The 25653-nt window shown below is 51.1% G+C and carries 13 protein-coding genes; 8 read left to right on the forward strand and 5 right to left on the reverse strand.

Translation table 11 applies throughout. The features are described 5' to 3' along the window. The first annotated feature begins 7 nt into the window (after positions 1-7). Positions 8-565: a hypothetical protein gene (locus PJE062_RS01965; protein WP_008546931.1), complete on the forward strand. Its 558-nt coding sequence runs from the start codon at positions 8-10 to the stop codon at positions 563-565. Between the two features lies 1 nt (position 566). After that, the gene (locus PJE062_RS01970) at positions 567-1883 is read left to right on the forward strand and encodes a hypothetical protein (protein WP_008546904.1); all 1317 of its coding nucleotides are present in this window, start codon (positions 567-569) and stop codon (positions 1881-1883) included. Positions 1884-1885: 2 nt separating this feature from the next. Here the strand turns inward: PJE062_RS01970 and PJE062_RS01975 are convergent, their stop codons facing one another. The 5 genes from PJE062_RS01975 to PJE062_RS01995 all read right to left on the reverse strand — a co-directional run bounded on the left by PJE062_RS01975 (position 1886) and on the right by PJE062_RS01995 (position 7876). After that, positions 1886-3301 (reverse strand): exonuclease domain-containing protein, encoded by a 1416-nt coding sequence (locus tag PJE062_RS01975; protein ID WP_008546435.1) that lies wholly within the window; start codon positions 3299-3301, stop codon positions 1886-1888. Continuing rightward, on the reverse strand, positions 3301-3822 hold the full coding sequence (locus tag PJE062_RS01980) for a hypothetical protein (RefSeq protein ID WP_037035803.1): 522 nt from the start codon (positions 3820-3822) through the stop codon (positions 3301-3303). The genes PJE062_RS01975 and PJE062_RS01980 overlap by 1 nt, the downstream gene beginning before the upstream one ends. 60 nt (positions 3823-3882) lie before the next feature. Then, positions 3883-5709 (reverse strand): DUF294 nucleotidyltransferase-like domain-containing protein, encoded by a 1827-nt coding sequence (locus PJE062_RS01985; protein ID WP_008546762.1) that lies wholly within the window; start codon positions 5707-5709, stop codon positions 3883-3885. A 106-nt stretch (positions 5710-5815) separates the two neighbouring features. Then, the gene (locus tag PJE062_RS01990; protein WP_008546604.1) at positions 5816-7603 is read right to left on the reverse strand and encodes a sodium:solute symporter family protein; all 1788 of its coding nucleotides are present in this window, start codon (positions 7601-7603) and stop codon (positions 5816-5818) included. A 12-nt stretch (positions 7604-7615) separates the two neighbouring features. After that, on the reverse strand, positions 7616-7876 hold the full coding sequence (locus PJE062_RS01995) for a DUF4212 domain-containing protein (protein ID WP_008546250.1): 261 nt from the start codon (positions 7874-7876) through the stop codon (positions 7616-7618). Positions 7877-9261: 1385 nt separating this feature from the next. Between PJE062_RS01995 and PJE062_RS02000 the strand changes: the two genes are divergently transcribed. From PJE062_RS02000 to PJE062_RS02030, 6 genes are all read left to right on the forward strand, one after another. Then, positions 9262-12597 carry a M10 family metallopeptidase C-terminal domain-containing protein gene (locus tag PJE062_RS02000; RefSeq protein ID WP_008546177.1) on the forward strand — a complete coding sequence of 1112 codons (3336 nt, stop codon included), beginning with the start codon at positions 9262-9264 and terminating at the stop codon, positions 12595-12597. A gap of 102 nt (positions 12598-12699) precedes the next feature. After that, positions 12700-13110 (forward strand): hypothetical protein, encoded by a 411-nt coding sequence (locus PJE062_RS02005; protein ID WP_008547222.1) that lies wholly within the window; start codon positions 12700-12702, stop codon positions 13108-13110. Between the two features lie 468 nt (positions 13111-13578). Further along, complete coding sequence (locus PJE062_RS02015; RefSeq protein WP_008546438.1) at positions 13579-14829, forward strand: site-specific integrase; 1251 nt, start codon at positions 13579-13581, stop codon at positions 14827-14829. 211 nt (positions 14830-15040) lie between these two features. Beyond that, on the forward strand, positions 15041-15730 hold the full coding sequence (locus tag PJE062_RS02020; protein ID WP_008546574.1) for a Crp/Fnr family transcriptional regulator: 690 nt from the start codon (positions 15041-15043) through the stop codon (positions 15728-15730). A 403-nt stretch (positions 15731-16133) separates the two neighbouring features. After that, positions 16134-22646 (forward strand): autotransporter domain-containing protein, encoded by a 6513-nt coding sequence (locus tag PJE062_RS26645; protein WP_050773814.1) that lies wholly within the window; start codon positions 16134-16136, stop codon positions 22644-22646. 269 nt (positions 22647-22915) lie between these two features. Beyond that, the gene (locus PJE062_RS02030; protein ID WP_008546869.1) at positions 22916-25372 is read left to right on the forward strand and encodes a hypothetical protein; all 2457 of its coding nucleotides are present in this window, start codon (positions 22916-22918) and stop codon (positions 25370-25372) included. Positions 25373-25653: the final 281 nt, after the last annotated feature.

Consider the following 25653-nt stretch of genomic DNA (forward strand, 5'->3'; position numbering starts at 1 on the left):
ATTTGCCATGATGAGAGTGTTTTATGCATTACTGATTTCCCTGTTTGTAGCAGGGCAGGCATATGCTTATTCTTATGCCGCTGCGGGCAAAGAACCGCTGATTGATGCACGTGAAGCAATGTTGAAGGCCGCACTTGAAGGCAACTTTGAAGCTGCAAAAGCCGCTGCAAGTGAGATCTCTGAGGAGCTGACGTATCTGACGAAAGATTATGATAGCGGTCTTTCTGAAGCGTTCGAGAGTGCATTCGCATCGCAGGATACACCTGCACTTTCAGCCGCTATCAACCGCGCGTTCATCGCGGAGATTACACGGCGCCTACAGGCTGGAGCTGAGAACCTGAACGACTATCAAACCGCGAAGGTTCTGGTGGTTAAATCCAAGCGTTTCTTCGATTCAATGGCCGGCGAGCTGCCCGGCGAAAAACGTCAGGCAGCAGATGAAGCCCTGCGTCAGGCACTGGAGGCGATTGGCAATCCAGGCGTGTTCGGTGTGGGTAAACGTGAGCCTGATCTAGCTGCATACAACGCGGCCGTCGAAGCCACTCTGAAAGCTTTGGCAAATTAAGATGCTGCGGGTAGGGTGGGGCCTTGCTCTTTGCTGTTATGCAGTGCTGTCCATCTGGCTGCTCCGCCACCCTCCCAGCATTCCGACTGACGATGCATTCTTTTTCGTCAATGGCACGATCCGCTTCAGTGTTCTTGAGTTCAGGCCTCACTTCCCCGGTTACCCCGGTTTTATCGCTCTCAGCAAACTCCTGTATTTTGCAGGACTAACCGCTAAGCAAGCGGTCTTCTACCTCACGCTCTTATCTGCGCTTTCACTGCCACCACTTTCTGCATGGGTGGCAAGAGCACATGGAGCCACACCAGCAGGCACATTACTCGCGTTTGCCGGAGTTCTAACCCTCCCGTTTCTACCACTTGTCAGCCTCAGCATGATGAGCGACGCCACAGGTATCGCCTTCTTCCTTGCGGCTCTGGCAAGCATGGGCAGGGGGCATCACGGCTTCGCCGGTGCTTGCGCAGGAATGGCGCTCGCCTGCAGGCCGTCCTTCCTCGTCCCTATCGGACTTTCTCTTTTCACCGAATGGTGTTTGAAGAAAGAGGTGCGCGTCATCTTGTTCCTTACAACGACAGGAGTACTCTTCCTGTTTTTCGGCGCAGTTGTTCTGTTAGAAGGCGAAAGCTACTTCCTAGAAGCGCTGCGGTTCACAGAGGGCCACTTCACAGTCTGGGGAAACACCTCGTTCGAGCAAGCAACAAAACGCGACACTTGGTTCGACGCAGCAACCCGCGAACCACTCGCTTTCATCACATTATCCCTGCTCATCTGCACTGCAGCTTATACGATTTTCAGAAAGCCCCACCTCTCTCCACTCACAATCGCCACCCTATCAGCTCTCCTATGGACTGGATTTGCCCAAAATCCAGAGAACTTGCGTCACGTTTTGCTACCGTCTGTGTTGTTGGTTGTTTGGTTGGCAAGTTTGCAGGTGAGGTATGTGAATTATGTATTGTTTATCAATGTTTTATTTCAGTTGAGCTTGTGGCCAAATTATTTTGGGCAAGTGCCAAGGCTGTCACCATTAGAAGCATCAAAGAATTTTCTAATGAAGGCAGACACTGGAGAACTGACTACAAATCACGGTGTAGACTTTTTAAGAAGCCACCTAATGCATTTTCGTATTTCGGATGCTTATTATCGTTATAGCAGCGAGTATCAGAAGCATAAGCAGGACGTTTGTCATGTTTTTATGCTTTCAACTCAGGTTGCAGGAGTGGGGCAGTTGAACGGAGGGGCCAGCTTTATAGGCAGAGTTGCTGGAGAAAAGGAGATGAACCTTAGTAAACAGGCCTCGAAGACGTCCCACGATAGCTGCTAGCCTCAGTTCATATCCTTCAACAACCGCCCATGTTTCCTTGTCTGTTCGACGACTTTCCCAAAGGTATCGAAGCCGCGGGATGTAAGGATGGGGAGGAGTTTGCAGAGGGCCTGGGCGGTGGCTTGGGCGTCGCCTAGGGCGGTGTGGCGGAGGGCTTCGGGGATTTCGATATCAAGTCGGGCGCAGAGGGCGTCGAGGGTGTGTTCCTGTTCTGCTCCGAAGACTACTGCTGAGAGTAAAACGGTATCGAGGATAGGATGATCCCATACATGACCAGACATATGGCCGTATCGTTGCAGGAAGGCCATGTCGAATGGGGCATTGTGGGCAACGATTACAGCATCTTTAGCGAACACGTGAAAATCTGAAGTTGCCGTGACTGGATCTGGGGCATTTACCACCATGTCGTCGGTGATGCGGTGCACTCCCGTGGACGCTGCTGGGATCGGGCGACCTGGGTTCACCAGTTGATCTACTGTTTCACCGGGAATGATCCGTCTGTTGACAACCCGTACAGCACCGATTTGAACGATTTCATCCTTGTTTGGCATCAAACCCGTGGTTTCGGTATCAAACACAACAAAGCTCAGATCTTTCAGAAGTTGCTGCTCGATCGCTTTTTCAGTCTCAAAATGCTGAGTGGCGTCAAAATCGTAGATCAATGGTCGGGGTGCTTCTGGTGCGATGCGTGCCGTGGCATCGTCGATCAGGATCATGTAACCCGATGCCTGACTGAGCTTTTTAAGGCGCAGTTGGAAGTTGAGATTACCTCTTGTCCCTTTGGCCCTCACTGCAATTTCGGTGCGCAGTTCCTTGAGCTGTTTATAAGCACCAAGGATCTCGTCTTCTGCAAAGTAATCAAAGATAGATGCACTCAGACGTGGAACATGGACCTGCCCAAGGATATCTGCTGCTTGTCCATCATAAAGCATGATCTTGTGAGCTGGGCTGACAAGAACGATGGCGACAGGAATTTCAGTCAGAAGCAAAGCAAGCTGTTCGCGTTCAGCAGCTAACTGCGCAGTTGCATCGGCGACCAGATCACCCACACCGGCGGCTTCGTCAGTCAATCGCCCTGTTACAGCCTGTGCAGCTGGTGCAAGGTCGCCCAAATACTTTGCACTTTGTAAGTCGATTGATGCTTCCACATCTGCGTGCGTTCTTGTGCGGATCGCTGCGGAAAGTTGCTGCACCGGTTTGGCGACGTTTTCATCAAAAAGTAGCCAGATGCTGACAGAGATGGCGAGCAGACCAAAACTGGAAAGCAATCCGGCGAGAATAAATCCGGAGGCAGCATTGGTTTCAGGGATACGGGTGTATCCGAAATAGAGCGCAGCTCCCACAACGGCACAACTGGCTGCGGCAACACCTGCAAACAGAAGAAAAATCCGAAGTCGTAGACTGAGCCCTACAAGCATTATCCTGCCCCGCATATTGTTGAGATGATCGGGTCATCTTTGGAAGCTGCAACCCATTGCGCCCCCGACACCGCACCGCCTTTTTCAAAGGCAATGTCATCTGCCAGAGCTGCCCGCCGACCTTCCGCGCAGTCAGTGAGTACAGGAAGCTTATTCACTGGCGCCCAACGCCCGAAGAAATAAGCTTGCGCCAACTTCATGCCTGGCTGATCCGGATGCCTCTGAATAGTTGCCGTATCAATTGCCACAAATCGTTCAGTAAAGGGCTGCACATACGTCCAGGGCCGATAGAAGGCTTTGCTCTCAACCGTTTGCGCCACAACCATACCTTCTGGCAGGGTGTCTTTGGTGCGGGAAAACCAACTATATTCACTCGAGATTGTTGTCAGAAGCATTGCAAGGCCCGCTGCAACAGGAGCGAACCAGCGCGGCAAGCGACCAAGAAGAACATGATTGATCAGCATCACAAGACCAGCCCCGGCGATACCTGCGATAAAGGTCCCGATCAATTCGATAAACATTCTATTCCTCCCAAGCAGCTCTCATAAGCCTTCACTCAATCCAGCCATTATGATTATTATTTAGCTCAGCATTCCGCGGCCATGCCCAACGGCTGATTGCATGGTTTTGACCACTACAAACGCATCGCGCACATGGGCCCGCTCAAAATCTGACAGAGTAGATGGTTGCAAAAAGTTGTCCGGCTCAGCCCCTTGTTTGACCAAGTCTGCCTGATGCTGGATGCGGGTTTCTGCAATCAAATCATAAGCATCCAACAGATCTCCAGCGCCTGACTTGCTCAATTGACCAGTTTCTCGTGCTTCTTCTAGACGGGCTCTGGTGTTTACGGCACCAATCTGCCCTTGCAGCGCGTAGATACGCGCCAGATCAACCACAGGCACAACTCCGTTGTGCTTCATATCTAAAGTGTTCTTGTGCTCTCCGGAGCGGATAGTCGCCAATCCGCGCAGCAAACTCAAAGGTGGAGTGTGTTTGAGTGAGTTACTGACCATGTGTGCAACAAAGATTGAGTTGCGGCTGGAAGCTTCCAAAGTTTCGACCTGCAGGTTCTCAAAAAGCGATGTGTCTCCGCCAATTGGCCTTAGATCAAACATTACCGAACTCAGCATTTGCGCTTCCGGATCCGGCTTGTTGATCCAACCTTCAAAATAGGACTTCCAGACGGCGAGAGGCTGTGTCCATCGTGGATTGGTAGCCATCATATCACCAGGACAATAGACATAGCCACTTGTGTTCAGGCCATCGCAGACAAACTGAGCCAGATCAACAAAGTACCCTTCACGATCAGTCTCAGAGACACTGTCATGCAAAATCAAACAGTTGTCCTGATCACTGACGCCGGTCTGCTCCCGGCGCCCCTGAGAGCCACAGGCAAGCCATAGATAAGGCACCGGCGGTGGGCCAAGCTTTTTTTCTGCTAAAGACAACAAGCGTCTGGTCGCCGCATCTGCAATATCCGTAATCAGGCGTGTTACGATCTCATGTCGGCTGCCACCTGCGACCAACTGAACGAGAAGATTTGGTATCCTGGCTGTCGCCTGAGCAATCTCTTCTGCATCTTTAGCCGTTGCAATCTGGCTCACCAATTCAGCAGAACTGATGGCCTGAAAACGGGTTAGATCTGTCTGGGTCACCATGCCGACCAGATGCCCCCCTTCCACGATTGGCACGTGCCCAATGCGACGTTCCATCATAAGGTGAAGCAGATCTGATCCGATTGCAGCAGGACCAAGAGTAATTGGATTTGCCGTCATCACAGCTTCAACCAGTGTCTCCGCCGGCAGCTCGGATGCCAGCACCTTAAAAGATAAGTCGCGTACGGTGATGATCCCAATCAGTCTGCCATCATCAGTCACGCACAGGGACGAAACTCGTGCGTCACGCATCTGCTGCGCTGCTTGCTTTACCGTATCTTCAGGGCGGCAGGTCAGTGGATTGGACGCCATGAAGGTTTCAATGGGAATAGCCGTCAGATCATTTTCACGGCTTCGCGGCTTCTGTGTTCTGTCAAAAAAACGGGCAACAGGTTGATACTTTGCGATCAGGCCAGCGATAATCTCAGGTGAAAACACCAATAAAATTGTCGGTTCTGCGCTGTAAGCTGATGTGACAGCGCGACCATCAAGGAGAAGTCCACGCTCGCCAAATGAGTTCCGGATTCCAAGGCGACTGATCATCGCATTGTTCTTGTCGCGGATTTCGGCTGCGCCCTCATAAATCAGAAAGAGGCCCGGCAGGTCATCGCCGAGCTGGTAAATGCCTTCACCTGACGCTTTTTCCCAGACGCCGATCTGTCCAGCCAAATCCTCCTGATCCGCCTCTGGAAGGGCATCATAAGGATGCACAGATTTCAGGAAGTGCAGGATTTGCGCAGATGTGAGAGGCATGATTCCACCTTTGGGTAGAAGAAGTAAGATCCTGCCCAGCCTAAGCCGGGCAGGATTGATTTTGTAGAGTGCGGCTTACAGATTTTATGTAAGCCGCTCCCTGAACTTAGTGGTCTGCAGCTGCGCCAGCACCACGTGGGATACGAACGCTTTCGACCAGATCTTTGATCGCTTCCGGTGTTTCTTTAGTCATACCAGCCACGATGTAAGCCACTGCGAAGTTCACCGCAGCACCAATTGCACCGAAGGACGTTGACTTGATGGTACCCAGAAGCGGATCAGCATCGGTGAAGCTGTTTGTGCCTGGAATGAAGAACCAACCTTTATGCAGGAAGATGTAGACCAGTGTCACAACCAGACCAGCCAGCATGCCAGCAACAGCGCCGGTGTTGTTGATGCGGGTTGAGAAGATACCCATCATCAGCGCCGGGAAGATCGAAGCCGCTGCAAGACCGAAGGCCAATGCCACTGTTTGTGCCGCAAATCCCGGAGGATTAAGCCCGAGATAAGTTGCCACAACAATCGCGACAGCCATCGCCACACGGGCCGACATCAACTCGCTCTTTTCCGAAATAGACGGATTGATCGCCCCTTTAATGAGGTCATGACTGACCGCTGAAGAGATCGCGAGCAACAAACCTGCTGCCGTTGAGAGCGCAGCAGCCAAACCACCGGCAGCCACCAGACCAATCACCCAACCTGGCAGGTTGGCGATTTCCGGATTCGCCAGCACGAGGATGTCACGGTTGAACTTAGTCAACTCGTTGCCAACCCAGCCTTTTTCACCGGCAAGTGTCTGCATGTCAGCATTCTTGTCGTTGTAGTACTGGATTTTGCCGTCGCCGTTCTTATCGTCCCAAGCGAGAAGACCAGTCTTCTGCCAGGTGTGCATCCAGTCGTACTTCGGATCGTTCTGGATCTGCTCAACAGCAACAGCTTCACCTTTCACGCCGCCGTTTGGCCACATCATTTCAGTGATGTTCAGACGAGCCATCGCACCCACAGCTGGGGCTGTGATGTAAAGCAGTGCAATGAACACCAGTGCCCAACCAGCAGACCAGCGCGCATCAGCCACTTTCGGCACGGTGAAGAAGCGCATGATCACGTGTGGAAGACCAGCTGTACCGATCATCAGAGACAGCGTGAACAGCACCATGTTGAAGGTGTCAGCGTGGTGCGAGGTGTAAGCGTTGAAGCCTAGCTCAGTCACAACCTGATCCAACTTGGTCAGCAGTGGAACGCCGCTTGCAGCATCGTTACCAAACAGGCCAAGACCTGGGATTGGATTGCCAGTCAACTGCAAAGAGATGAAGACTGCTGGAATGGTGTAAGCGGTGATGAGCACCACGTATTGTGCAACCTGTGTGTAGGTCACGCCCTTCATGCCGCCGAACACAGCGTATGCAAACACCACACACGCGCCGATCAACAGACCGGTTGTATTGTCCACTTCGAGGAAGCGACCAAACGCAACACCAACACCGGTCATCTGACCGATAACGTAGGTGGTTGACGCCACAATCAGACAAACAACGGCCACGATGCGGGCGGTCTGGCTGTAAAAGCGATCTCCGATGAACTCAGAAACGGTGAACTTACCAAACTTACGAAGGTAAGGTGCAAGCAGCAGTGCTAACAGCACGTAACCGCCGGTCCATCCCATCAGGAACGACGAGTTGTCATAGCCGGTAAACGCAATGAGACCCGCCATGGAAATGAAAGACGCTGCAGACATCCAGTCAGCAGCTGTTGCCATACCGTTGGTGACAGGGTGAACACCCCGGCCAGCGGCATAAAAGTCAGAGGTTGAGCCCGCACGAGCCCAGATCGCGATGCCAATGTAGAGCGCAAAAGAGCTGCCCACAAAGAACAGGTTGATAGTAAACTGATCCATGATTTGCAGCCCTTACTCTTCTTCAACGCCGTGTTCACGGTCGAGACGGTTCATACGCCATGCGTAGAAAAAGATGATTCCCAGGAAGACCAGAATGGATCCCTGTTGCGCAAACCAGAAGCCAAGGTCTGTTCCACCAATAGCGATGCCGCTCAGCAACGGGCGCAGCAAAATGCCAAACCCAAATGAAACCACCGCCCAAATGACGAGGCTGACCATAATGATACGCTTATTGGCGGCCCAATAAGCGTTGTTGGATGAGTTCTCGGACATAAATCTCCTCCCGTTCGGGTCCGGATGACTTTCGACCGGACGGCATTTCCGCCCCCCAAATCACAAAGTGGCCCTGCCGAAACGACCGGTTCCTCCCACCGATCAGCAGAACTGGAGATAAGCTTTGGATCTTTCTTAGAGTTCAATTCTCACTGCAGCACAGGCACTAAACCTGCCAGTAAGCCGGATTTCAGATTACGTACGCACCCACTTCGCAATCCAGTTGCCCCAGCCAGCTCCTTGCTTCAGCTATTCTCTGAGCAAAGGCGTTTTTCACCAAGTCCTACAGGCACAGATTGAGATCCCTTAAGATCCTCACGCTCCCCAAACAAACCACCTTCACCACTCAGTGTGTTCCCTACAGGCAACCTCTTACAAGGCTACTTACGTAGAGAAGACTTATGTATTAGATCGAAAGAACTTGGAGATACTTGTGGAGTTTGAGCTGGTTGCAAGTGATTGATGCCGGAATTCCGTACCATTGAGACGTACGGAGTTCATCAAGTCGAAGTTGGCTTCATTAATCCGATTTGATAGCTGACTTCAGTGGGCTGTTTGTCTTTTAGCTTTATAGCTTCATACGTAATAGAAATGAGAGATCGTTTCTAATTTATGACTGTTAAAATCTTTAGTAATTTTTAATATTTATTGGCAGTTTTTGACTTTGTCATATTTCCATAAATTGCCGCTAAATTTCACTAAAATAATAGTTAAGTAAACTAATCGATTATCTCGACAAAAATCAAAAATTACGTTTATTCACTTAGAAATTATCATCTCAATCGGCGTTGACTTTACGTCAAAAGAGGCCAACAATTCTGCGATTGTATGAGTAATGCTCATGCATAATGTGACGTAACACGCTGAAGAATAAATAGAATTCTAACCGAACCTTCTCTTGATCCAATTGCGTGGGCCGCAATTTTGGAGTTATCGAAACATGTTTGATGACTACGCAAATTCTGTTGCTGGATGTATCGATAACCAATGGTTAATCGCGTCTGATAACTGGCAGGAAGTAAGGCTTTTGCCCTTGGGGTTTCCTGACTGTTTTCAGAGCATATTGCTACGCAATTGCGCTCATCACGAACGGACCACTTTTCCATTTGTGTTCAGGTCGAGAACACGCCATTTCAATGGCACGGTTAAGGTGATCATTGGTCAATCATCTGCTTCGTTTCGAGGTGGATCTGAGACAAGTGCCAATGATTGCGTAGTGAGTTCCTTGGAGGAGGAGTTCGCTACGGAATTTCCAGTTCTTCAGCATATCAATTTACTGAAAACGCCGGTGACGACGGCGTCCTGTGCGACGACCGGTTTGAGTTGGAGCACCAATACTACGCAGCATTAAAAACCCAAGCTTTGTAAGAGAGGGAGACACAAAGATGCCAAATCAAAATCAGCCCGATGAATGGTGGGTAAATGATCAGACACCTGATAATCCATTTGGCAAAAGCGAGGATTACGAAGCTTATATCGATTACATCAGTGCACTACCACGCAGCCTGACACCGGAGATCGCCGCTCAGCCGCTGGTAATCAATGTGACAGGTTTGAACGACTATCCGGAGTATAAGGCGGCGGCCATCGGTGCTTTGGAAGTTTGGTCAGCTGTTACCCCGTTGCAGTTTGAGATTGTGGATGATGCTCCATATGATCCTGACCTTCACTGGATGGAAGTTGTCAGCCCGGCAATTGGTGAGCAAAGTGATGGCAGTGCGTTTTCTAGCAACCGCAAAGTCAGCATCGGTCAGAAGTTCCATGACACCGAGCCAAACAAAACCGATATTGGCGGCTATGTGTTTGACAGCTTCATCCATGAGTTCGGTCATGAATTTGGCTTGAACCACCCGGGTCTTTACAACTACAGCGGTCCTGGTGGCGTTCAGATCAACTACCTGAACAACGCAACATGGATCTATGACCGCCAGCAGTACAGCGTGATGTCGTATTTCGATGGCATCGATGTTGGAGAAACAACACGCTGGTCGGCATCCACACCTTTGATGGCGGATATTGAATCCACCATTCGTCGCTTCTTCTCTGAAGTGGATGAAGATGGTGTACGGACGTATCAGAAAATCGACCTGAACACTGGCGACAATATCTACGGCTTCAACAGCACAGAATACGGCTATGAGCTGACATCTGACGGTATGCAACACGATATCGGATTTACAATCCACGATACCGGCGGCATGGATACCATCGACTTCTCCGGTTCAACTGCTGGGACAATTCTTGATCTGCGAGCTGGTCAATTCTCCTCCGTGAACGGCCATAGCAATAACGTTTCGATCTTTGCTGGTCACAACGAAGATCAAACGGAGTACTACATCGAAAAAGGCATCGGCAGTAACTACGATGACATCATCATTGGTAACGATGGCGACAACGTTCTGGACGGTCGCGGCGGTGCTGACAAGATGGCTGGTGGTGCTGGTGACGACATTTACTTTGTTGACTCCATTGATGATATTGTTCGTGAAGAAGCTGATGGCGGAAACGACACCATCATCGTCGTGAACAGCGATCTGGATCTTGGTGAAGTTGAGAACGTTGAAAACATTATCTATGTTGGCGGCACTCCTCCGCAGCCTCCTGTGGAAGAGGATGACACCCCAGCCAACCCAGGCGATACGCTGACCAGCATCATCTTTGGTGATGAAGGCAACAACACGCTGGACGGCGGTGCAGGTGGTGACACCATCTTCGGTCTGGATGGCGATGATCTGATCATCGGTGGTCGCGATACACTTGCGAGCCGCGACATCAACAACACCATTCCGTTTGATGAGCTTGAAGACCAGACCGAGAGTGATGATGGCAACGACGTCCTCTACGGCGGTGGTGGCAACGACACCATCTTCGGTGGCGCTGGTGATGATATTCTGGACGGAGGAGACGGCGACGATACCCTGATGGGTCAGGCTGGTGCTGATGTGTTCAGAGGTGGTGATGGTGTTGATACTGTCGACTTCAGCCATGAAAGCCCGTTCCAGCTGCTGGTCAACCTGGAAACCAACGTTGCTGTTGGTGGTACAGCTTCAGGCGACACCTTCTACAGCATTGAAAACCTGATTGGTTCTGATGACCGTATCGACCGCTTTATCGGTACAGACGACAACAACCACTTCTGGGGTCAGGGTGGCGGCGACGTCTTTAACGGCGGCGGCGGTGATGACATTCTGGATGGTGGTCGTGACGGTGACCTGCTTTATGGTGATGAAGGCAACGACATCCTCATTGGCGGCTCCGGGCAGGATTACATGAATGGCGGTGAAGGCATTGATACCGTTGTGTATTCCGGCAGCTCTGATGGCGTAACCGTAGATCTTGCCAATGGCACTGCCAGCGGTGGTGATGCTGACGGTCCAGTACAGATCGTAGGTCGTGGTACAACCATCAAGCACGACATCATTGTTGATGTTGAGAACGTTGTTGGCTCGTTCTACGATGACCACCTGATAGGTAACGATCAGACCAACGAACTTTCTGGCGGTGCAGGTAATGACGTACTGACTGGTGGTGAAGGTGCTGATGTTCTGAATGGTGGTGCTGGTAGCGACACTGCAGACTATTCCGATGCAACCAGCGGCGTGAAGCTTAATCTGGCTCGCGGTAAGTCTGAAGGTGATACCTACATTTCCATCGAGAACCTTTCTGGTTCTGGCCATAATGACAAGATCAAGGGCAACAAAGCTGCCAATACTCTGACTGGTCAGGGTGGTAATGATGTGCTCCGCGGTGGCGGTGGCGATGACATCCTGTTTGGTGACTTTGCTGATCAGGGTGAAGCTATTCCACGCCCAGGCATGGGCACGGGCTACGCAACCCTTGGTCCAGATGCCACGAACAACTCGATCGCAACTGCCTTCGATATCTCCAACAACTTCTCTCTGACAGAAGACACGGACATCTTCGATTCAACGACTGTTCTTCACACAACAGTTAACGCGACCGGAAATGGCAAGGGTGGATACTACAGTATTGAGCTGGCTGCCGGTACGATTATCACGATCGATATTGACGGCATTGCAGATCCAAACGTCCATGACAGCTGGGTTCGCCTGCTCGACAGCGATGGCAATATCGTCACACAGAACGATGATGGTGGCGGAGATCCTGGTTCTGCAACCAACCGCGATTCCAGTACTGTCTTCGTGGTTGAAGAGACTGGTACCTACTACATTCTGGAGGGCGCATGGTCACCGGATGTTCCAGGTGATGGCTGGTCAGAAGCTGTGCCGGAAGGCTCTACCTATAAACTGAATGTCTCTGTTGAGTTCCCACCTGAGCCGATCCAGCCGGGCGAAGCCGGTAATGATAAGCTTTATGGCGGTAACGGTAGTGACTTCCTTGATGGTGGCCTGGGGGCTGACCTTCTCGTCGGTGGTAAAGGAGAGGATACCTTCCGCTTCTCTACCGAGCTTGGTGAAGACAATGTTGACCGGATCAAGGACTTCAACACTGATGAAGATGTGATCATGTTGGATAGCAATATCTTTGCTGAACTTGGTGGTGACGGTCCGCTTGCACTTAATGCATTCCATAAGAGTGCAGCCGGTGTCAGTCAGGATGCAAATGACCGCATCATCTATGACACCGATAGTGGTGCATTGTTCTACGATGCTGACGGTTCCGGCGATATTGCAGCGGTACAGTTCGCTCAGTTGAACGCTGGCCTAACTCTATCCGCAGACGACTTCGTGATCGTCTGATAAGATCCGGGAGGGGAGCTTTCAGGTTCCCCTCCTGTTTTTGCACATATCACTGCGTTGTCAGGCCTTTCGGCCTTATTTTGAGGATTGGGGAGTAAATCAATGAAAACCAAAGTTACCCGCCATTCAGCTCTGCTTGCTGCAGGTCTTGCGATCTCAGCAGTCTCAACCAACGCAGAAACCGTGAAAAGCCAACCCAAAACAATTAGCGGAACAATCACCTACGCAGGCGATGAGGCTATCCCAAAAGGTCAGATTAAGATTTTCCTGAAAGACAGCGAAACGCAGTCCAAGTCTCAAGTCTCCACATCCAAAACCCAGCTTATAAGCACGGGTAAAGCCAAAACACTGGCCTATACATTCGCAATGCCATCAAAAACTAAAGATTATCAAATGCAACTCATCGAGGTCCGCCTAGAAAGAGCCGACGGCTGGCTACTTGCTCGCGGTAGTGAAAAGGTGAGGGGTGGGGAAACTTCCACGGATGTGATGCTTTATAAGGTTATGTATTGAGCCCTTAGAGCTATTCTCCAATACACTCCAGAAAAGCAAAAAGCTCCCAGTAGGGAGCTTTGCTAAACCTCTTTATATACCATGAGGTTAAATGGTGAGCCCGCACGGGTTCGAACCGTGGACCTACTGATTAAAAGGCGCTTCAGCATAGAGCGCTCACTTGCGATGAATAGCGATTCATTACTATGAATCAAATAGTTGTAGAAAATTATTTGCGCCTGCCTACCTTGCTTTTCGCGCTCAATCTCATACATTTGCTTACATAGTGCTGACACAGAACGGTAAGCAGCTAAGTTTTGACCTATAAAGGTTTGGATGCTGTTTTGCACAGGTCCTAAAAGAAAACCTTAAAGGTCGTCACTAGCTGTCAGGCCGTCAGAAACAGCAGCAATCGGTAACATATTTCAACTGACATTTTCGTATGTGTGGTGGCTCCTGTCAGGAGCCGTCAGCGGAAGAGGTGTGTCTATGCCAAACATAACGAAGCGAACGGTGGACGCGGCAAGTCCAGCAACCAAAAAGCACTTCCTCTGGGATAGCAAGCTCAAAGGGTTCGGCCTTCAGGTGATGCCGAGCGGTGCAAAAACATTCATTGTGCAATATCGCACGCATGAAGGCCGCTCCCGTCGTATGAGCCTTGGCAGATATGGTGAGCTAACCCCAGATCAAGCCAGAGATCTGGCGACCAATGTGTTGGCAACAGTCCGTAACGGAGATGATCCCCTCTTAAAGCGGGAAAACAAACGAGCTGCTCCAACGGTGAATGTGCTTCTTGATATCTACATGAGCAAACATGTGCAGGTTCACAATAAACCTAAGACAATGAAAGACATTGAACGTCTCTTAAAGCGGTGTGTTCGATCACGATTGGGGCTCATGAAACTCAACTCTGTCAGACGGCAGGATATTGCAAAGCTGCATCACTCGTTGAGAGCAACACCTCGTCAAGCCAATCAAGTTCTGGCGGTCTTATCTAAGGCGTTCAATCTGGCTGAAGTATGGGGCCTAAGGCCAGAGCACAGCAACCCGGTTCGGTTGGTCAAGCGGTACAAGGAAAATGAGCGTGATCGTTTCCTGTCAGAGGAAGAGCTGCAAAGACTGGGGCGTACCCTTGAGCTGGCAGATCAGGAAGGTCTTCCCTGGATCATAAAAGCCGGGAAGAGATCAGCCAAGCACTTGCCCAAGGATGTTGCAAAGCGGAAGACACCTGTGAATCCAAGAGCTCTTTGTTGCTTACGCCTGCTGCTTTACACCGGTGCGCGCTTGAGTGAAATTGCAACCCTGAAATGGAAGCATATTGATTTTGAATTGGCCACGTTTGCACTGCCTTCAAGAAAAGGAGATGAACGTAAACCTCATCCGGTAAGTAGCAGTGCCATCGAAATCCTCTCTGAATTCCCACGAGTGGATGGTTCACCTTATGTGTTGCCCGGTTGTAAAGATCCGACACAACCTATTTCGATTGAAGTCATTGAGAATGCATGGCAGCGCATCCGCATCCATGCCAATATTCCTGATGTTCGTATTCACGATCTTCGCCACACGGTTGGCACCTTCGCAGCTCAAGCAGGCAGCAACGCCTTCCTCATCAGTCACCTCCTGCGCCACCGCAACGTGACCATCACCAATCGCTATGTGAACCATGATGCCCATCCAATCCGGGTGCTGTCAGAGGCGATTGGTGAACGGATTGAAGCAGGATTGCAAGGAGGGGAGTGAGAGCTCGGTTCCAGGCCTATGGGAGGTGATTATTTGGATATTTGTGAGCACCGTATGAGGCTTTTGACCACAAGCAGACATTCGTGGCTATCGCTAGCTGCGGTCACGATTGAAGCTCTGCAACTAGCAGTATGGTGTGTTGACAACAATGGCGATGATCGGGATACGTGATGAAGTGTATGCCCTCAACGCTTTTTAAGGAACCTTGGCCATGACAGGATTACTGGATCACGGGAGCCTCAAGTTCCTTGGCCTGCTCAGCCCAAAGGTCGAGGCCGCTTTTGCAGCTGTCGAGCAGCGCCACACCTATCAGGACGGCCGCACGATCTTCTCGACTGGTGATGAGGGTGATCGTCTGCTCATTGTGCGTTCAGGTGCAGTTCGAATGGGACGTTTCAGCCCCAGTGGCCGAGAAACAATTCTTGCAGTGCTTGGCGAGGGTCACTTCATTGGCATCATAGGCGTGCTAACCGGCCGCAAACGGACGCAAAATGCTGTTGCAGTTGGTAAAACGACAGTTGGTTATGTTCACAAAGCTGATTTTCTGACGCTAATGGACGCTCATCCCGAGATCGCCCGCGCAGCTTTGCCAGCAACGTTGAGCCGTTTGAACGTGGCGCTGAATATGCTGGACGATCTGCGTTTGCTGCCTTTGCCTGCTTATACCGCGGTGTTTTTGCAGAACATGCTCGAAGCTTCAGAAGTGCCAGGAATGCTCAACTGGAACCAGTCTGAGTTGGCTATCGCTGTGGGCACCTCACGTGTTTCTATGGGTAAAGCGCTCAAACAGCTGGAAAAAAATGGCCTGATCGTACTGAAGTATGGCGCAATTTCCGTACCGGACGAGCAAGCTCTGTCAGATTGGATTGATGCCGCCAGAGCCGAGCATTTGTCTCTCTGAGATCTGACGGCTCATGCCGTGTGCATAAATCTGAGTAAATAGCCAGATTGCTAAGTTCTTAGCATTCTTTGCGGTGCTTGCTACGTACAATCCCTATGTAATTTCATCCCATTGATATTCAAGTGTCAGCATTTTGACCGCTGCCGCCGGTATCGACGTGCCGTCTGACGAATGATTGGGAAGAAAGATCTGTAGCGACTTAGCTTAGGGGCGTTTCACTGACCAGCGTTCCTAAGCAAGTCACCGATAAGTTCCGCGTCATTTCACGTCAAAACACTCAGGTTTTGAGGTGAGATGGGTACATCAAAGATTTTGAACCAAGAGTTCCGACAGCCCTATGACTACTTCCCCCAGAAGAACATGTTTTGAGCACTTTCTGAACCATCTGCGGCGCGGTGGACGCATGACCAAAGTGGCTGGCACTATAGCAAGCCATGCACCTTTTCTTGCAGCTGCGGTAGTTGCCTCAGGGCCTCTGATGTTGTCCGGAGCAAGCGATGCCCTTGGACAGACTTGGGACGGCAGCTCTTCAGCCGACTGGTTTACTGGAGAGAACTGGAGTAGCAATACTACTCCGGATTACAGTCAAGATGTTACCATTGACACCACGCTCCCCAATTTGGCCACCATTACGGATAAAGGCACCAATGGAACCGCAGACGTTCAAGATCTTGTTGTCGGCGACTATGGCCAAGGTTCTCTGATTGTTTCTGATGGCGGCGCATTGGAGAGTTATAGCGGCAGCTATATTGGCAGTAACAACGGTTCAACTGGTAGAGTTGAAGTGACAGGCACTGGGTCAACCTGGGGGTCTTCATACTGGATTTATGTCGGTGACAACGGCGATGGTACTTTGACGGTGTCTGATGGTGGTGCAGTTAGCAATGCATTCAGCAAGATCGGCCGCATTGGAGGCTCTTCTGGTCGTGTTGAGGTGACAGGCACCGGATCAACTTGGACTAATACCGACGACCTGGTTATCGGTGTCAGCGGCGATGGTACATTGATGGTGTCTGATGGCGGCACAGTGAGCAATACGCACGGCCGTATCGGCCATTACTCCTCTTCAACCGGTAGTGTCGAAGTAACTGGCACCGGATCAGCCTGGATCAACTCGTCGTGGCTGACTGTCGGCGATTTTGGTGAAGGTGCTCTGAAGGTATCTGATGGTGGCTCGGTGAGTAATGCGAACAGCAATATCGGTTCGGGCAGCGGATCAACCGGTGCTGTTGAGGTGACCGGTACCGGGTCGACTTGGGAGAGTTCGGGCACTTTAGATGTCGGGGGCGACGGCGATGGCACTCTGACGATTTCAGAAGATGCAATAGTGAGCGTCTCCGGTGTGACCCGGCTGGGCTCTAACGCGACGGGTTCTGGCGTTTTGAACATCGGTGCGGCTAGCGGCGAGACGGCTGTTGCTGCTGGCATGCTTGATGCCCCATCGGTTAAGTTCGGAAACGGTACCGGGGTGATCAACTTCAACCACACGGATACCGACTACATTTTCTCGTCTGCTATCCGCAGAAACGGAATGGTCAATCAGCTTTCCGGCACCACTATCCTAACTGGGGCCAACACCTATACCGGAGGCACCACAGTGTCGGGGGGCACTTTGGAGCTAAGGGGCGGGTCTGCATCGTCAGACTCCGGTGAGATTAGCATCACCGGCGGCCGATTGCAGGTCACCAACAGCGAAACAGTTGGCGATACCACGGTCGATGGTGGGGCACTTGCCATCGCAACAGGCGAAACCTTAACCACTGGTGCATTCACACTAGTAGATGGAACAGTTATGGGCGGCACCCTTCTGGGCAGCTCATATACAGTCGAAAGCGGCAACATTGCCACCGCGCTTACCGGAACCGGCGCGCTGACCAAGAACGGCAACGGCACCGTGACACTGACAGGGACCAACACCTACACCGGCGACACGATAATTTCCGGCGGTACGCTGGAGTTGCGCGGCTTGAGTGCTTTGACCGACACTCAAGAGCTGAGGGTCGGCTATGCCGGCACCGGCGCATTAATCATTGCAGAGGGCAGTGAGGTTAATAGCGAAAATATGTTTATTGGCCGTGTGTCGGGCAGCGTGACAGTGACGGGTTCAGCAGCTTCGTTAGATGTTACTACCAACTCTATAATTGGCTTGTACGGGACCGGAACGCTGACCATTTCCGATGGCGGCAGGGTTACCAGCGGTCAGGCCAGCGCCATAGGTGGAACTGATGCCACAGGTGCCGTGACTGTGACGGATGAGGGTTCCGTCTGGGAGGCCGGTTCTCTTAATGTTGGCCAGTATGGTGTCGGCTCCCTAAAAATAGAGAATGGTGGCAAGGTCACTTCTGACAGCACCATCATTGGCTTTGACAGTACCAGCTTCAGTGGGACCAGTTCGGGCCTGGTTATAGTGACGGGCGCAGGCTCCGTATGGGAGAACCGTGATCGTCTTGTCGTCGGGGATAAAGCGCCGGGGACGCTTACGATCGCGGATGGTGCGATCGTGGATGCGGATGACGTTTTCATCCTAGCCTATGATGCTATTTCGCAAGGCACACTCAATATCGGCGCTGCGGCAGGGGAGACGGCTGTGAAGGCAGGCACCCTTGATACAGAGGAAGTTAGATTTGGCGAAGGTACCGGGGTAATCAACTTCAACCATACGGATACGGACTACACCTTCTCCGCAGATATCAGCGGGACTGGCAGCGTCAATCAGCTATCCGGCACTACGATCCTGACGGGCACCAACACCAGCGACACCATTGTTTCCGGTGGCATGCTGGTTGTTAATGGCACCATCGGTGATGTGACAATCAATGGCGGCACCCTTGGCGGCTCGGGCACGATCAACGGTTCGACAACAGTCACAAGCGGAACTATTGCTGCAGGCAACAGCCCCGGTACACTGACCATCGTTGACGATCTTAATCTGACTTCCGCATCTGTTTTGGACTTCGAACTCGGCTCTCCGTCTGGCACAGCGGGCGTGGACAGTGACCTCATCGCCGTTGGCGGTGATCTGACGCTGGATGGAACGCTCGATATTACCGATGCGGGTGGCCTTGACGCTGGGGTCTATAACTTAATCACCTATGGCGGCAGTTTGACCGATAACGGTCTGGTCGTAGGCACTGCACCTATAGGTTTTCTTTACAACGTGCAGACTGCAACAGTCGGACAGGTCAATCTTCTGGTAAATCCAGACCAGCTGAGCTTTTGGAATGGAGCGGTGACAAGTGCTGATGGAACTGTTCATGGTGGTTCTGGCACCTGGAGCAGTGCCGGGAGCAACTGGACCGATGCCACCGGTTCAGCAAGTGCACCTTATCAACCGGATAGCACGCTGATTTTCCAGGGAACTCCAGGCACAGTCGCGGTGGATAGCGCCGGGGTTTCGGTTTCCAAAGGCATGCAGTTTGCCGTGGACGGCTACAGCGTAACTGGCGGAGATGTGGTTCTGAATGCTCGTTCTCAGTTTGATAACATTTCTTTCAGGGTTGGGGACGGAACCAACTTGAGCACCGGTTTCACCTCAACCATTGCTTCCAACCTGACCGGGACTGGATCACTGCAAAAAACGGGTCTTGGAACTCTCGTCTTGACGGGTGACAACACCTACAACGGCAGCACCACTGTTTCAAAAGGAGTACTGGAGTTCAGGGATGGTGCTACCCTCAGTGAAGGCCAATTTTTTCGCGTTGGCGGTTCTGCAACAGCATCTCTGATCATTGCAGATGGCAGCGATGTTTCTGCAAGAATATATACCTTTGTCGCTACGGGCGCCGGTTCGTCTGGAGCTGTAACGGTAACAGGCCCTGGTACACGTTTTCAAGCTGGGAGTACTTTTGGCATTGGATACCATGGAAACGGAACCCTGAGTATCTTGGAGGGCGGTTTAGTTTCCGGCATTTCTGGCAATATCGGCTCGTATGCAGGCTCCACCGGAACTGTGGAGGTGACTGGAGAAGGGTCGCATTGGAAGAACGATTTCGGTTTGGATACACAAGGTATCAGTCTTGCCGTGGGACGTGACGGGACCGGAACTCTGACCATTGCCGAAGGTGGTCGGGTGACCAGTCAAAAAGGGGTTATCGGTTCTGGAGCTGGTTCTTCGGGGGACGTAGTCGTGACTGGAGATGGGTCTCTCTGGGAAAACAGCCACTATATGAACATCGGATTGCTCGGACGGGGTACTCTGACGATCTCAGATGGTGGTGTGGTTGAGGTGGAGAATAGCGCTCATCTGGGCAGGATGACAGGTTCCAGTGGCACGCTCAACATTGGTGCTGCAGCAGGTGATCTGGCTCTGGCAGCAGGTGTTTTAGATGCTGCAGCGGTTAAATTTGGTGATGGTGACGGGGTAATTAACTTCAACCATACGGATACTGACTACACCTTCTCACTTGCAATTTCGGGAGACGGCATTGTCAATCAGCTTGCAGGCACCACTATCCTGACCGGCGCCAACACCTATACCGGCAACACCATTGTTTCAGGCGGTGAGCTGGTTGTTAATAGCACCATTGGTGATGTTACAGTCAACGGCGGCGTCCTTGGCGGCTCAGGCACGATCAACGGTTCGGCAACAGTCACAAGCGGAACGATTGCTGCAGGCAATAGCCCGGGTACGCTAACGGTCGGCGGTGACCTCAATCTGACCTCCGCATCCGTTCTGGATTTCGAACTCGGCTCTCCGTCCGGGACAGCAGGCGTGGACAGCGACCTCATTGCTGTTGGCGGTGATCTGACATTGGATGGATCGCTCAATATCACTGATGTGGGTGGTTTTGACGCCGGGGTCTATAACCTGATCACTTATGGCGGCAGTTTGACCGATAACGACCTTGAGATAGGTCTAGCGCCAACGGAGTTCAACTACGACATCCAAACCGCCACAGCGGGTCAGGTCAATCTGTTGGTCAATGCAAACCTGCTGAGTTTTTGGAACGGAGCGGTAACCAGTACAGACGGCACCATTCATGGCGGCTCGGGGACATGGAGCGCAACTGGTACCAACTGGACTGATGCCGACGGCACGGGAAGTGCACCCCACGATCCAGACAGCTTCCTGATCTTTCAGGCAGAGGCGGGTGCTGTCACGGTAGATAGTGCTGGGGTATCTGTCTCCAAAGGCATGCAGTTTGCAACGGACGGATACAGTGTTTCTGGCGGAGATATTGCACTAACAGGGGCAACTGCGATCCGGGTCGGAGATGGCACTGATGCAGGTACAGGATATTCGACCGTTATTGCCTCCGATTTGACCGGAACCGGTTCTCTCAAAAAGACTGGTCTCGGAACACTCATCCTAACCGGCACCAATACCTTTTCTGGCAACACCACAGTGTCTGGTGGAGCACTGGTTGTTGATGGATCCATTGGAGATGTTAGGACTGATGGCGGCAGCCTTGGAGGGTCGGGTACTCTTGGAGCAGTTACAGTCAACTCCGGTGCTGTGATTGCACCTGGTAACTCCATTGGTACGATGAACACGACATCAACTGTTTTCAATGCCGGTTCGGTTTATGAGGTTGAGTTGAACAACGGGGGCGCTGCAGCAGGTGTCAATAGTGATCTTCTAGCTGCCAGTAACACCGTTACGATCAATGGTGGAACGGTGCATGTCATGCCGGAGAACGGAACTGATAATGGATCGACCTATACCGCCGGCACGACTTATACCATCATCACTGCAGGCGGTGGCATTAATGGAACATTCGATTCCCCTACACCAACCGATGATTTTGCATTCTTCAATTTTGCCCTGTCCTATGATCCTAATAGTGTTTTTCTGACTTCAGAACTTGCCGTGCCCACGTTCTGCGTTTCAGGAATGAGCGCTAATCAATGCGCAACGGGCGACGGTGTGTTTTCGCTTGACAGCGGGACTTTATACAACGCGGTGCTCAACCTTGCTGACGAAGAAGCTCCGCAGGCACTTGATCAGCTCTCTGGCGAAGTACACGCTTCGATCAGGACAGCACTGCTTGAGGACAGCCGCTTTGCACGCGAAGCAGTGCTGAACCGTATGCGCATTGCAACCGGAGCTGTGGCCGCCGACGGACAGGCGCAGGCTGAAAAACGTATCAGCGAGAGTGCTTCCTTCTGGGGGCAAGGCTTTGGCGGCTGGGGGAGCTGGAGTGGAAACCACAACACTGCAGGGCTTGATCGCTCGGTCGGCGGGTTGTTTGTGGGAGGCGATGTCCTGATCGGTGATAATACCCGTCTTGGAGCTTTTGGCGGCTACGATAATAACAGATTAGAGGTGAATGGCAGAAGGTCCTCTGTAACAGTAGATACAGTGTATTTGGGTGCCTATGGTGGAGCTCAGTTTGATGCTCTGGGGCTCCGTGTTGGTGGCAGCTATGCATGGCATGATATCGACACAGCACGCTCGGTTGCTTTTACTGGCCTCTCTGAAAACCTGGCTGGTTCCTATGATGCTCGAACTGCCCAGTTCTTTGGTGAGGTGGGATATCGTTTTGATCACAACACAAGCAGTCTGGAGCCTTTTGCCAATGTGTCTTACGTCCGCTTATCCAGCGACGGGTACTCTGAAACCGGCGGTACAGCGGCTCTGACGGCTGGTCACGAAACCATGGATAGCACCTTCACCACTATCGGGCTGCGAATAGGAACTCTGGCTGATCTTGGTGAGTTCAGCGCGAAGCTTTCAGCTCAAGCCGCTTGGCAGCATGCGTTCGGCGGCAAGGAGCCGTTTGCCAGCCATGCCTTTAATGGTGGAAGTAACTTTTCTGTCGCGGGTGCACCGGTTGCCAGAGATGCCCTGGTGCTTGATGTGGGCGCTGCAGTTGACCTGGGAGAGGATGCAGCCATTGGATTGTCCTACAATGGTCGGTTCGGTTCTGGGCTCACCGATCAGGGGGTCAGGGCAAACCTTACCCTGCGTTTCTGATCATCTTTGAGCTTCCATCACCGCACAGACCATCACGCCGCTGTCCGCAATCGACAGCGGCGGGCGAACTTTCTTAAAACAGAACGAGAATTAAAATGCGATATCCTTGCATGAGACGCATGGCGACTGGACTGTTCCCTGCGCACTTACCTCATCGCACGATGGCCACAGCATCTGTTCTCGTAACCAATGATAGCAATGTGTAACGGCACTTAGCCAAATAACAACATTATTTCGATGGCAGCGTATTAACATTAGGGAGAGAGCCTATGCAAAAAGACCACCGCATTCGCTTAGAAATCACCAATAACACCTCATCCATTTTCACTTTTGAGCAAGCTCACTTAGAATATGGTCAACTCGCAGATGATAACGAGTGGCCAAAAGAAATAACTGCTGATGGTGGCCAAGTAACCGTCGAGTGTGATGAAGCGAACAGGTCCGTTGCAGGGTGCGCTGGCTGGGTAAAATACAAATCTGCGTCGCCTGAAAACCCTATCAGCATCTATTTCACATTCGCCAATCCGATTGGGAACGTGAACAAAATCGATGCAGGCACAAGCGATCAGACATACGAAACCATGACTTCTCAGTTCCTGCCGGTGCAGAGAGTTTTCCCAACCGAAGGTTCCGAGGGGCACTATTGGACGGTGGATGCAAGTAGCACAAATGGAAAAACCAACAACGCCAGATTTGTGATTGAAAGCGGTGATGCGGCGGAAATTATTCCGGAGAACCTACAGTTGGTAAATGCAGCAGCGACTTTTGACAGTGTCAATGCAAACTCTGGCGGGACTGGCTACTATTTGACCATCCACACTTCGATCTACTCACATTTTAAAGGAGTTGGCGCTTTTGGATCAAAGTTAATTTTCACACACACAGACGTACTGCTTCCCCATCAGCAAGGTACATATATGATTGGAAATAAAATCCAAAAAAAATATGGAGGCAGTGACATAATTCAAGCAACTTATAATACCGAACATGATCCCGCATGGGGTCATCCAGGAGGTGTTCAAGTCTGCGGTAGCTATATGGCACTTGCTCTGGAGAAAAGTGACAAACATAACACCTGCTCAGAAGTACAAATCTACGATGTCCGCCCCACGGCAAAAAACAAACCGATGAAACTTCTGACCACGATCCCGAGAGACGATAGCGGGGTAAATGGCGCAGGGATGACGAAAGAAAAGTCAGTAGGTGATGAAAAAGGGAAATACATTGTCATTGCAGGGGATAGCCCGGGGCTAAGCGTCTATCGATCTAAAACAGCTGAAATTAGTACACAACCCGACCAGTTTGATCTCATTCAGTTGATTTCAAAAAAAGATCTTCCTGACACATTTAGTCCGGAGGGTGGCTTCGCTCTCGCGACACAGGAAGATGGCCAGCTCTTTATTTTCACGATGCACGGCACCGATAGAAGTTTTGGTTTATATCGGCTCCAGATTGAAGGAGATCATAGCGCAACTGTAACGCAAGTTCGTGCTCCAATACTATTGGAAACTGGCCCCTCCTCATCAGCCGACGCGGAAGCAAGATACGATGATATGTCAGGTGCTATCAGCTTAGCTGGTCTCAAAGCGAACTATATGCCAAGTGTGGATATGATGACACCGTCTGAACTGGGCGCCAATTTCAGATGGGGAAAGGGTCTTCAGATTACATCACCCACCAGTATTGAAATTTTTGCAACATCCAGAAGTGCTTTCCCATATCCGCCTTTCTTCCCTGGAGTGTTTTCAGTCGCGACTTGGAAGGCGGACACCGCTATCGATGCTGTCTGGTGGCCTAGCATTAATTACACTACAGGCTCCTCGGTGGCGATCGCTACAGATTACAACTCAGGCTGCCTGGAAATGAACCGTGGCTCCGGCGGAAACAGCAACAAACTTTACTACCGAGTAGGAAGGGCACATTTCTCCGACAATCGTATCGACTTTGGAAACGGTATATATTTTACAAGCAGCTCCGACTTTGCCGTATCTATGGATAATAAAGACCACTGTATCTGTGTACATAGGGAAAGTGGGAGTGGCAATAAGCTATATTATGCCGTTGGACTTGCGGATATAGGTACCAAGACAGTCAATTGGGGCAATAATCAAAATTACACCACCGGGACCAAGGTCGCAGTCGCGATGGATAATCATGGTAACTGCGTTGAGCTACACACCGGTAGCGGTGACGACAAAAACAATCTCTACTACATGGTTGGGATCATTAACTCCACTGCAAAGACAATACATTGGGGAGATAGCGACAAGTATGACACGGGCGCTGACATTGCCATCGCAATGGATGATCATGGTAATTGCGTAGAGATACATAGAGGCAACCCGGCTTCTGGTAACGACGATAAACTTTACTACCGCGTTGGCAGAATAGACTTCAGCAAGAAGACCATAAGTTGGGGTGATAGTATCCAATACGATTCAGGCTCTGATCACTCAGTAGCGATGGACAATAGTGGTAATTGTGTGGAGGTTCATCGAGGTCGCGGTAGCAGCGTTGACCTATACTACCGTACTGGAAAAATACAATTTGAGAAAAAAAAGATAGACTGGAGTGAAAGTAAGAAATACGACCATGGCTCTAATCTTGCTGTAACCATGGATAATAATGGCCACCTTATAGAAGTGCACAGGCATTCGGAAGGTGGCGATGACAGCAATAAGTTATACTACAAAATTGGCTTACCGGATCTGGCCCCTATTGATTAAGTCTTTCCTTTGCAGAGCAGAGTGTTCTTCAAACTCCCCGTGGTGACGGGGAGTTTTGTGTATGAGCGGCGATTTGTGCGATGAAGAATGGGCATAGAAAAGCTGTATACGTCCGCTGTACCCGACCTATAAACTAGGGATAGATGTTGGAGAGTAATAAACTTTCATTCTGACAAGCAGACAAAGAGGCAGAAATCTGCCGATCGAAAAATAGAGTTGCATACTGGTCGCAACACACATTTTCACAACAACAGCTTTTGAGTAGTATAGATTTATACCGA

Origin of the sequence: Pseudovibrio sp. JE062 (genome assembly GCF_000156235.1) — a bacterium.
Classification (GTDB): domain Bacteria; phylum Pseudomonadota; class Alphaproteobacteria; order Rhizobiales; family Stappiaceae; genus Pseudovibrio.

Coding starts and splice junctions, on each gene's coding strand:
- PJE062_RS01965 (WP_008546931.1), top strand. CDS start 8: ATGATGAGAGTGTTTTATGCATTACTGATTTCCCTGTTTGTAGCAGGG.
- PJE062_RS01975 (WP_008546435.1), bottom strand. CDS start 3,301: ATGCTTGTAGGGCTCAGTCTACGACTTCGGATTTTTCTTCTGTTTGCA.
- PJE062_RS02015 (WP_008546438.1), top strand. CDS start 13,579: ATGCCAAACATAACGAAGCGAACGGTGGACGCGGCAAGTCCAGCAACC.
- PJE062_RS02000 (WP_008546177.1), top strand. CDS start 9,262: ATGCCAAATCAAAATCAGCCCGATGAATGGTGGGTAAATGATCAGACA.
- PJE062_RS02020 (WP_008546574.1), top strand. CDS start 15,041: ATGACAGGATTACTGGATCACGGGAGCCTCAAGTTCCTTGGCCTGCTC.
- PJE062_RS01985 (WP_008546762.1), bottom strand. CDS start 5,709: ATGCCTCTCACATCTGCGCAAATCCTGCACTTCCTGAAATCTGTGCAT.
- PJE062_RS02005 (WP_008547222.1), top strand. CDS start 12,700: ATGAAAACCAAAGTTACCCGCCATTCAGCTCTGCTTGCTGCAGGTCTT.
- PJE062_RS01990 (WP_008546604.1), bottom strand. CDS start 7,603: ATGGATCAGTTTACTATCAACCTGTTCTTTGTGGGCAGCTCTTTTGCG.
- PJE062_RS26645 (WP_050773814.1), top strand. CDS start 16,134: ATGACCAAAGTGGCTGGCACTATAGCAAGCCATGCACCTTTTCTTGCA.
- PJE062_RS01970 (WP_008546904.1), top strand. CDS start 567: ATGCTGCGGGTAGGGTGGGGCCTTGCTCTTTGCTGTTATGCAGTGCTG.
- PJE062_RS01995 (WP_008546250.1), bottom strand. CDS start 7,876: ATGTCCGAGAACTCATCCAACAACGCTTATTGGGCCGCCAATAAGCGT.
- PJE062_RS01980 (WP_037035803.1), bottom strand. CDS start 3,822: ATGTTTATCGAATTGATCGGGACCTTTATCGCAGGTATCGCCGGGGCT.
- PJE062_RS02030 (WP_008546869.1), top strand. CDS start 22,916: ATGCAAAAAGACCACCGCATTCGCTTAGAAATCACCAATAACACCTCA.